General features: G+C 66.1%; 8 protein-coding genes. 5 read left to right on the top strand and 3 right to left on the bottom strand.

Annotated elements, in window-relative coordinates:
- The 3 genes from boxA to boxC form a co-directional block, all read right to left on the bottom strand.
- On the bottom strand, positions 1-1,193 hold a 1,193-nt coding region (gene boxA / locus VLK61_RS02855; protein WP_325418090.1), incomplete at its 3' end, for a benzoyl-CoA 2,3-epoxidase subunit BoxA.
- Between the two features lie 30 nt (positions 1,194-1,223).
- A complete protein-coding gene (gene boxB, locus VLK61_RS02860; RefSeq protein WP_325418092.1) occupies positions 1,224-2,651 on the bottom strand; it encodes a benzoyl-CoA 2,3-epoxidase subunit BoxB in 1,428 nt (475 codons plus the stop codon).
- A 12-nt stretch (positions 2,652-2,663) separates the two neighbouring features.
- Positions 2,664-4,331, bottom strand: a complete 1,668-nt coding sequence (gene boxC / locus VLK61_RS02865) for a 2,3-epoxybenzoyl-CoA dihydrolase (RefSeq protein WP_325418094.1) — start codon at positions 4,329-4,331, stop codon at positions 2,664-2,666.
- Between the two features lie 324 nt (positions 4,332-4,655).
- On the opposite strand from boxC, the gene VLK61_RS02870 reads away from it, so the two are divergent.
- The 5 genes from VLK61_RS02870 to VLK61_RS02890 all read left to right on the top strand — a co-directional run.
- Positions 4,656-6,239 (top strand): 3,4-dehydroadipyl-CoA semialdehyde dehydrogenase, encoded by a 1,584-nt coding sequence (locus VLK61_RS02870; RefSeq protein WP_325418096.1) that lies wholly within the window; start codon positions 4,656-4,658, stop codon positions 6,237-6,239.
- A 90-nt stretch (positions 6,240-6,329) separates the two neighbouring features.
- Positions 6,330-7,499, top strand: a complete 1,170-nt coding sequence (locus VLK61_RS02875) for an ABC transporter substrate-binding protein (RefSeq protein ID WP_325418098.1) — start codon at positions 6,330-6,332, stop codon at positions 7,497-7,499.
- Between the two features lie 19 nt (positions 7,500-7,518).
- Positions 7,519-8,400 carry a branched-chain amino acid ABC transporter permease gene (locus tag VLK61_RS02880; protein ID WP_325418100.1) on the top strand — a complete coding sequence of 294 codons (882 nt, stop codon included), beginning with the start codon at positions 7,519-7,521 and terminating at the stop codon, positions 8,398-8,400.
- 40 nt (positions 8,401-8,440) lie between these two features.
- The gene (locus tag VLK61_RS02885) at positions 8,441-9,457 is read left to right on the top strand and encodes a branched-chain amino acid ABC transporter permease (RefSeq protein WP_325418103.1); all 1,017 of its coding nucleotides are present in this window, start codon (positions 8,441-8,443) and stop codon (positions 9,455-9,457) included.
- The coding region (locus VLK61_RS02890) for an ATP-binding cassette domain-containing protein (protein WP_325418105.1) at positions 9,454-9,642 on the top strand (189 nt) is incomplete at its 3' end. The genes VLK61_RS02885 and VLK61_RS02890, both read left to right, overlap by 4 nt.

Raw genomic sequence — 9,642 nt, forward strand, 5'->3', positions numbered from 1 at the left:
TCGCTCAGCGCCAGCACCACGCCCTCTTCCATCGCCTTCAGGCCGCAGACGTAGAAGTACGCGTTCGGGTCGGCCAGCAGCGGCGCGACATCGGCGGCGCGTTCGCGCATCAGGTCCTGCACATAGCGCTTGGGCTGCCCCGGCGTGCGGCTGAACGCGAAGTTGATGTCGATGAAGTCTTTGGGCAGGCTTTGCAGCGGGCCGAAGTACGGCAGTTCTTCCTTGGTGCGCGCACCGAAGAACAGCAGCAGCTTGCCGCCTTCGAACTTGCCGGACTGGCGCAGGCGGCGCCGCCATTCGGTCATCGCCCGCATCGGCGCCGAGCCGGTGCCGGTGCAGATCATCACGACGTGGCTCTTCGGGTGATTCGGCATCAGGAAGCTGGTGCCGAAGGGACCGATGACCTGTACGGTGTCGCCGACCTGCAGGTCGCACATGTAGTTGCTGGCCACGCCGCGCACCGGGCGGCCCTGATGGTCTTCGAGCACACGCTTGATGGTCAGCGAGACGTTGTTGTAGCCCGGCCGCTCGCCATTGCGTGGGCTGGCGATCGAGTACTGGCGCGGGTGGTGCGCGCGGCCGTTCTCGTCGACGCCGGGCGGCACGATGGCGATGGACTGGCCTTCGAGCACCGGGAACGGCATGCTGCCGAAATCGAGCACGATGTGGTGGGTGTCGTAGTCGGTGCCGACTTCGGTGACCCGCACATTGCCGACGACGCTGGCGGTGATCGACTTCTCGGCGGCCTTCGGGCCATACAGGTTGGTGTAGGCATGTGCGGCCGACCAGGGCGGCAGCGTGGCACCAAACTGCGCGCTGTTGAAGGCCACCTCGCCATTCACCGGCGACGGTGAGTTCACGACGACCGGCTCGGCCAACGGCGCTTCGGCGACCACGCCCGCAGCCGCCAGTTCATCGGCCGTCAACTCCGCCGGCAGTTCATCCCAGCCCAGCTGCTCATCCAGGCTGTAAGCCCTGATGAGCGGCATCGTGCGCCAGTTGTCGATCGACCCCGTCGGGCATGGCGGCACGCAGGCCATGCACAGGTTGCACTTGCTGGCATCGACGACATAGTTGCGCGAATCATGCGTGATCGCCTGCACAGGGCAAGTGGCCTCGCAGGTGTTGCAGCGGATGCAGATCTCGGGGTCGATCAGATGCTGCTTGATCACCCCGATCTCGGACTGGTCCATGTCTTGTCTCCTGCGCAGCCGAAAGACCTATCAGCCGAAGCGCACGTAATCGAAATCCACCGGCTGGCGGTTGATGCCCATCACCGGCGGCGCGATCCAGTTGGCGAACTTGCCGGGGTCGACCACCCGGCCCATCAGCGAAGCCACGAAAGCGCGGTCCTCGTTGCTGGGTAGCCATTCATTCTGCCGGGCCTGCCACTCAGTATCACTGACCACACGACCATCGGGCGACAGCTTGATGCCGGCCAGCGCACCGATGTTGCGGTGGAAGGCCTTGTGCGGCACTTGCAGCCGGTGCGGAATGCCGGCCTTTTCGATGACCTTGTTCCAGCGGCCGACGCCGGCCACCGAATCCTTGATGAAGTCGTCGCGCAGCACTTCATTCAGTGCATTGAGCATCGGCACGTCTTTTTCAACCAGCTGACCACCCTGCACTTCCAGCACCTTGTAGGTCTGGTCCTTCAGCACATGGTCGTCGCCGCGCTTGCCTTCTTCGAAGCGGCCCTTCAGGCCCGAGCTGTAGAAGATCGCGGCATTGCTGGACTGGTCGGCGCCGAACAAGTCGATGGTCACGCTGTAGTGGAAATTGACATAGCGCTGGATCGTCGGCAGATCGATCACGCCGGCCGCGCGCAGCTTGCCCACGTCGTCGGTCTTCAGTTCGTTCATCACCTGGCAGGTGCGGTTGATGACACGCGAGACACCGCTCTCGCCGACGAACATGTGGTGCGCTTCTTCGGTGAGCATGAACTTCGTCGTGCGCGCCAGCGGATCGAAGGCACTCTCGGCCAGCGCCGACAGCTGGAACTTGCCGTCGCGGTCGGTGAAGTAGGTGAACATGAAGAAGGCCAGCCAGTCCGGCGTCTTCTCGTTGAAAGCACCCAGGATGCGCGGGTTGTTCTCGTCGCCCGAGCGGCGTTCGAGCAGCGCTTCGGCCTCTTCACGCCCGTCGCGGCCGAAGTGGCGGTGCAGCAGGTAGACCATGGCCCACAGGTGGCGGCCTTCCTCGACATTGATCTGGAACAGGTTGCGCAGGTCGTACATCGACGGCGCGGTCAGGCCCAGGTGGCGCTGCTGCTCCACCGAGGCCGGCTCGGTGTCGCCCTGCGTCACGATGATGCGGCGCAGGTTGGCGCGGTGCTCGCCGGGCACATCGGTCCAGGCCTTTTCGCCCTTGTGGTCGCCGAAATGGATCTCGCGGTTCGCGTCGCCGGGGTTCAGGAAGATGCCCCAGCGGTAGTCGCGCATCTTCACGTGGCCGAACTGCGCCCAGCCTTGCGGGTCGACGCTGACCGCCGTGCGCAGGTAGACCTCGTAGTCGGTCGAGCCTTCGGGGCCGACGTCGTCCCACCAGTGGATGAAGTTCGGCTGCCACTGCTCGAGCGCGCGCTTGAGCGTGCGGTCTTCCGCCAGGTTGACGTTGTTCGGGATCTTCTCGCTGTAGTCGATGGTGGACATGGCTTTTCCAGGTTAGACGCGGTTCCAGTCAAAGGCGGCTTTTTCGCCCTTGCCGTAGACCTTGAGAGCACCTTTTTCGCCGACGGCGTTGGGGCGCTGGAAGATCCAGTTCTGCCAGGCGGTGAGCCGCCCGAAGACGCGGGTGAACATGTTCTCGGGGCCGTTGAAGCGCAGGTTGGCTTCCATGCCGGTCAGCGCATCGGGCGACATCGCCACGCGCTCTTCGATGGCGATGCGGGTTTCGTCGACCCAGTCGATGTCGTCGGGGTTGCTGGTGACCAGGCCCAGCGCAAAGGCGGCGTCGGCGTCCAGCAGTTGGCCAGCTTTTGCACGCACGGCATCGAGTGCGGGCTGTTCGCCGTAGAAGCGCCGTTCCAGGCGGCTCTGACCGGTGACCATCGGGTACAGGCCGAAATTCGCTTCGCTGACCGCGATCTTCGGCGCCTGTGCTTCGTCGTCCGGCAGCGCCAGGTGGTAGCTGCGGTCGCAGGCCAGCGCCAGTTCCAGCAAGCTGCCGGCGAAGCACGAGCCCGCCTCGATCAGCGCGAACAGGCTGCGCGACGAGACATCCAGCCGGCTGAACGTGCGGCGCAGCAGGCCGATGGTTTCGCGCACCAACCAGTGGTCCTGGTTGGCCTGCAGCGTGGTGTCCATCGCCAGCACGGCCTGTGCATCGCCGGCGGTCTTGATCAGCCAGGTGCCGATGTCCAGCTCGTTGGTGCGCATCGACAGGATCGCGTCTTCCAGCTCACGCGCCATCTGCAGCGGGTACCAGGCGGCACCTGCCGCTTCGATTCCGGCGATGTCGGTGGGCTGCGGGCCGGTCGGACTCTTGACCGTGAGCACGGCAGTGCGCTTGGTGCGATCGATCTCGACCGTGACATGGCCGTAGCGCAATGCATCGGCTTCGATGCTGCGCTGAATCGGCGTCAGCGCCACGCCCTTGGGATGTGTCTCCGGGGCCGGGCGGTCGCTCTGCGCAGCGAGTTGCAGCGCACGTTCCTGCACCTTGGCGGCGAACTGCGCGGGCTTGGCGATCTCGTCGACCAGGCGCCAGTCCTTGGCGCGCTGGCCACGCACGCCCTCGGTGGTGGTGCAGAAGATGTCGGCCAGGTCGTGGCGCACCTTGCGCTTGTCGGTCACCCGCGTCAGGCCACCGGTGCCGGGCAACACGCCCAGCAGCGGCACTTCGGGCAGGCTGACGGCCGAGCTGCGGTCGTCGACCAGGATGATCTCGTCGCAGGCCAAGGCCAGCTCATACCCGCCGCCGGCGCAGGCGCCGTTGACGGCGGCCAGGAACTTCAGGCCCGAGTGCTTGGATGAGTCCTCGAAGCCGTTGCGCGTCTCGTTCGTGAACTTGCAGAAGTTCACCTTCCAGGCATGCGAGCTGACGCCAAGCATGAAGATGTTGGCGCCCGAGCAGAACACCTTGTCCTTGGCGCTGGTGAGGACCACCGTGCGCACTTCCGGGTGCTCGAAGCGGATGCGGCTGATCGCGTCGTTCAGCTCGATGTCCACGCCCAGGTCGTAGCTGTTGAGCTTGAGCTTGTAGCCGGGCGCCAGGCCCGCGTTCTCGTCGAAATCGGCGGCCAGCGTGGCCACCGGCCCTTCAAAACTGAGCTTCCAGTGGCGGTAGGCCGAAGGATGGGTCTGGTAGTCGACGCGCGGGGCTGGGTTCACGATGACGCTCCTGGGAGTGAAGCACGACAGTGCATGTGTTCGGGATCGATGCAGGCATCATAGTGCATGTCATTTGAACCGGTCAAGCACTTTTCTGCATGATTTGCAGCCAAGGCATCGCGCCGTCCTGTCGAGCGCTGGAGGATTGGCGAATCGGTTGAATTCATCATCTTGATCCCGGCCTGCGGCCGTCCTCTCAGTGCAAACCCGATAGCACGCAGTATAGTGCTTGACGCCGCGCATTCCGATCACTACAGTGCATGCACGCACAATACTGCATGGTGTTCATGCAGACCGGTGCGGCAGCACGATCGGAGCCTGCGCGTGAACGAGCTTCTTCCCAATTACATCGCCGGCCGCTGGCAGCATGGCAGCGGCGCGGGCACGACGCTGGTCGACCCGGTACTGGGCCATGACCTGGTGCGCGTGGACGCCACCGGCCTGGACCTGCACGCGGCCTTCACCCACGCCCGCGAAAACGGCGGCGCGGCGCTGCGCGCGATGAGCTACCGCGAGCGCGCCGCCATGCTGGCCGCGGTCGGCCAGGTGCTGCAGGCGCAGCGCGAGGCGTACCACCAGATCGCCGTGGCCAACAGCGGCACCGTCAAGGCGGATTCGGCGATCGACATCGAGGGCGGCCTCTACACGCTGGCCCACTACGCCAAGCTGGGCGAAACACTCGGCGACCGCCGCTTCCTGCTCGACGGCGAGCCGGCGCGCCTGGCCAAAGACCCGCTGTTCCAGAGCCAGCATGTGCAGGTGCCCACGCGCGGCGTGGCGCTGCTGATCAATGCCTTCAACTTCCCGAGCTGGGGCTTGTGGGAGAAGGCAGCACCGGCCCTGCTGTCGGGCGTGCCGGTGATCGTCAAGCCCGCCACGGCCACCGCCTGGCTGACGCAGCGCATGGTGCAGGATGTCGTGAACGCGGGCGTGCTGCCGGCCGGTGCGCTGTCGGTGATCTGCGGCAGTTCGGCCGGATTGATGGATCAGTTGCAGCCGTTTGATGTGGTGTCCTTCACCGGCTCGGCCGAAACCGCGGCGCTGATCCGATCCCACGCCGCCGTGGTGCAGCGCTCGGTGCGCGTGAACGTCGAGGCCGACAGCCTGAACTCCGCCCTGCTGCTGCCCAGTGAAGCCGCGGACAGCGAAGCCTTCGGCCTGCTGGTCAAGGAAGTGGCGCGGGAGATGACGCAGAAGTCGGGCCAGAAATGCACCGCCATCCGCCGCATCTTCGTGCCCGAGGCGCTGTATGCCGCAGCGGCGGACGCCATCGCCGCGCGCCTGGCCAAGACGAGCGTCGGCAATCCGCGCAACGAGACCGTGCGCATGGGCGCGCTGGTCAACCGGGCGCAGCTGGATTCGGTGCGCGAAGGCCTGAGCACGCTGAAGACCCAGGCCGAGGTCCTGTTCGACGGCTCCGGTCTGCCGCTGGTCGATGCCGACCCGGCCGTCTCATGCTGCTTGCCGCCAACGCTGCTGGGTTGCCGCAACCCGGCAGGAGCCGACAGCGCCGACCGGGTGCACGACACCGAAGTCTTCGGCCCGGTGGCCACGCTGCTGCCCTACCGCGATGCGGCCCATGCGCTAACGCTGATTCGGCGCGGCCAAGGCTCGTTGGTCGCGTCCTTGTACGGGAGCGATGCGCAGGCGCTGGCCGCCACGGCCATCGACCTGGCCGACAGCCACGGCCGCGTGCATGTGGTCTCCCCCGACGTGGCCGCGCTGCACAGCGGCCACGGCAATGTCATGCCGCAATCGCTGCACGGCGGCCCGGGCCGGGCCGGCGGCGGCGAAGAACTGGGCGGCCCGCGCGCACTGAACTTCTATCACCGGCGCGTGGCGCTGCAGGCCAGCAGCGCGGTGATAGCAGCGCTGAACCCGGCAGTTGCACCAGTTGCAAACGCCTGAAATTACTTTAGACTTAAAGCAATTAGAAGTGCCGGACTGCCGCCCGGGCGGCGGCCGTTCTCTGTTGCCGACCCCACCTGGAGACTCCCGATGAGCCTGCGTATTCTTGCCCTGGCCGCCTGCGCGGCGGCCGCTCTCGCCACTTCCGTGCCGGCGCTTTCGCAGCCCGCGGGCAAACTGAAGGTCGGGCTGATGCTGCCGGCCACCGGCACCTTCGCAGCCCTCGGCAACGCGATCGAGAACGGCTTCAAGCTTCATGTCGCGGAGCAAGGCGGCAAGCTCGGCGGCCGCGAGATCGAGTACGTCAAGGTCGACGATGAAAGCGACCCCTCGAAAGCCACCGACAACGTCAACAAGCTGATCAAGCGCGACAACGTCGACGTCATCATCGGCACCGTGCACTCCGGCGTCGCGATGGCGATGGCCAAGGCGGCCAAGGAAAGCGGCACGATGCTGATCGTGCCCAACGCCGGCGCCGATGCGGTAACCGGCGCCATGTGCGCGAAGAACATCTTCCGCACCTCGTTCTCGAACTGGCAGCCGGGTTATGCAACCGGCGTCGTGGCCGCTCAGAAAGGCTACAAGAAGGCCGTCACGATCACCTGGAACTATGCCGCCGGCAGCGAGATGGTGAAGGGCTTCACCGAAGCCTTCGAGAAAGGCGGCGGCACCATTGCCAAGCACCTGACGCTGCCGTTCCCGAATGTCGAGTTCCAGGCCCTGCTGACGGAAGTGGCCGCGCAGAAGCCGGACGTGGTGTTCTCCTTCTTCGCCGGCGGCGGGGCCGTGAAGTTCGTCAAGGACTACGACGCCGCGGGCCTGAAGAAGACCGTGCCGCTGATGGGCACTGGCTTCCTGACCGACGGCACGCTGGAAGCGCAGGGCGACTCCGCACAAGGCGTGATCACCACGCTGCACTATGCCGACGGCATCGACACGCCGCGCAACACCGCGTTCCGCAACAAGTACGCCGTGACCTACAAGTCGCAGCCCGACGTGTACGCCGTGCAGGGCTACGACGCCGCGCAGCTGCTGGCCTGGGGCCTGACTGCCGTGAAGGGCGACTTCGCGCAGAAGGACGCGATGTACTTCGCGATGAACAAGGCGGTGCTGTCCAGCCCGCGCGGCAAGCTGGCCTTCAGCACTGCGCACAACCCGGTGCAGGACTTCTACATCCGCGAAGTCAAGGGCAAGGAAAACGTCAGCGTCGGCATCGCCGTGAAAGCCCTCGCCGACCCGGCCCGCGGCTGCAAACTCTGACCCTGCGCGCAGGACCGAGATGGACGTCACGACCTTCTTCATCCAGTGCCTCAACGCACTGCAGTACGGCCTGCTGCTTTTCCTGGTGGCCTCGGGGCTGACGCTCATCTTCGGCATCATGGGCGTCATCAACCTGGCCCATGGCAGCTTCTACATGATCGGCGCCTACATGGCGTTTGCGCTGGCGCCGATCGTCGCGGCGGTGTTCTCCGGCGGTTTCTTCGCCACACTGCTGGTGGGCACGGTGCTCGCGGTGCTGCTGGGCTATGTGCTGGAGTGGGTGTTCTACAGCTACCTGTACCAGCGCGAACACCTGCAGCAGGTGCTGATGACCTACGGCCTGATCCTGGTGTTCGAGGAACTGCGCAGCCTGATCGTCGGTGACGACGTGCATGGCGTGCCGCCGCCCGACATCCTGGCCGGCACGCTGCCGCTGGGCGACATGATGACCTATCCGGTGTACCGCCTGTTCGTCTCCGGCGTGTGCATCGTGCTGGCGATCGGCATGTACCTGGTGCTCAGCCGCACCCGGCTGGGCATGATGATCCGTGCCGGCGCCACCAACCGCGAGATGGTGCAGTCGCTGGGCATCGACATCAAGTTCCTCTACCGGCTGGTGTTCGCCGCCGGCGTGGCGATCGCGGTGCTGGCCGGCATGGTGGCCGCGCCGGTCAGCAGCGTGTACCCCGGTATGGGACAGACGGTGCTGATCGTCTGCTTCGTCGTGGTCGTGATCGGCGGCATCGGCTCGATCCGCGGCGCGCTGTTCGGTGCCTTGTTGATCGGCATGGTCGACACCTTCGGCAAGGTCTTGCTGCCCCAGGCGGCGGGCGTGCTGGTCTATGTGCTGATGGCGCTGATCCTGCTCTGGAAGCCCGAAGGGCTCTTCAAAGCAGCCTGACCCCGCCCGATCGATTCCGCAAGACATACGGGAGGCCAACATGGCCCTGCAATGGACCCCGAAGCAAGGCTTCGTGCTGCTGGCGTTCGCCGCCCTGGCGCTGTACCCCATGGTGGGTGGCAACTTCGGCGTGGACCTGGTCACCAAGATCATGATCTTCGCGATCTTCGCCCTCAGCCTGGAACTGCTGGTGGGCGGCACCGGGCTGGTCTGTTTCGGCCAGGCGGGATTCTTCGGCATCGGCGCGTATGCCGCGGTGCTGCTGTCGCCGCAAAGCGAGGCGGCGGGCCTGTGGTGGCTGCTGCCGGCGGCGGTGCTGTGCGCCGCCGCCTATGCACTGGCGGTCGGCGCCTTGAGCCTGCGCACCAAGGGCGTCTACTTCATCATGGTGACGCTGGCCTTCGCGCAGATGGCCTACTACGTGGTGCACGACACGCCGCTGGGCGGCGGCACCGATGGCATCTACCTGACGATGAAGCCCGCTATCGGCGCGGGGCTGGACCTGGACCACCCGCTGACGATGTATGCCTTCACGCTGGGCCTGCTGGCGGCCGTGTTCGGCTTCCTGGCGCTGCTGTCGCGCTCCCGCTTCGGCCGCGCGCTGGCAGGCATCAAGGTCAACGAGCAGCGCATGCGGGCCACCGGCTTTGCGACTTATCCCTACAAGCTGGCGGCCTTCACGATCAGCGGCGGCATTGCCGGCCTGGCGGGCTTCCTGTTCGCGGTGAAGGACGGCTTCGTCAACCCCGAGCTGATGAGCTGGCACTTCTCCGGCGCAGTACTGGTGATGATCATCCTGGGCGGCATCGGCCACCTGCGCGGCGCGCTGATCGGCGCCTTTGCCTTCGCGCTGCTGCAGGAGTTTTTCAAGAGCGAGGCGATTTTCGGTGCCTTCGCCAGGCATTGGCACCTGGGCCTGGGGCTGACCATCATCCTGAGCGTCGCGCTGCTGCCGCGCGGGCTGGTCGGCCTGCCGGGCCAGTGGCGTGAACGCCTGGTCGGCCGCACGTCGCGGCGGGCCGAGCGCGCCGGTGTCACTGCGGAGGCCAAGGCATGAACAGCGCCACTTCCCTCGCCACCCCCACGCTGCTGCGCGCCCGTCACATCACCCGCCGCTGGGGCGGGCTGGTGGCGGTCGACCGCGTGTCGATCGAACTCGAACGCGGCAGCGTGCATGCCGTCATCGGCACCAACGGCGCGGGCAAGTCCACGCTGATCAACATCCTGTCCGGCGAGATTCCG

The sequence above is a fragment of the Aquabacterium sp. genome, assembly GCF_035476535.1.
Classification (GTDB): Bacteria; Pseudomonadota; Gammaproteobacteria; order Burkholderiales; family Burkholderiaceae_C; genus Pseudaquabacterium.

Bases quoted from the DNA above. Each gene is read 5' to 3' on its own strand.
- VLK61_RS02885 (WP_325418103.1), top strand. From the start codon at position 8,441: ATGGCCCTGCAATGGACCCCGAAGCAAGGCTTCGTGCTGCTGGCGTTC.
- boxB (WP_325418092.1), bottom strand. From the start codon at position 2,651: ATGTCCACCATCGACTACAGCGAGAAGATCCCGAACAACGTCAACCTG.
- VLK61_RS02880 (WP_325418100.1), top strand. From the start codon at position 7,519: ATGGACGTCACGACCTTCTTCATCCAGTGCCTCAACGCACTGCAGTAC.
- VLK61_RS02875 (WP_325418098.1), top strand. From the start codon at position 6,330: ATGAGCCTGCGTATTCTTGCCCTGGCCGCCTGCGCGGCGGCCGCTCTC.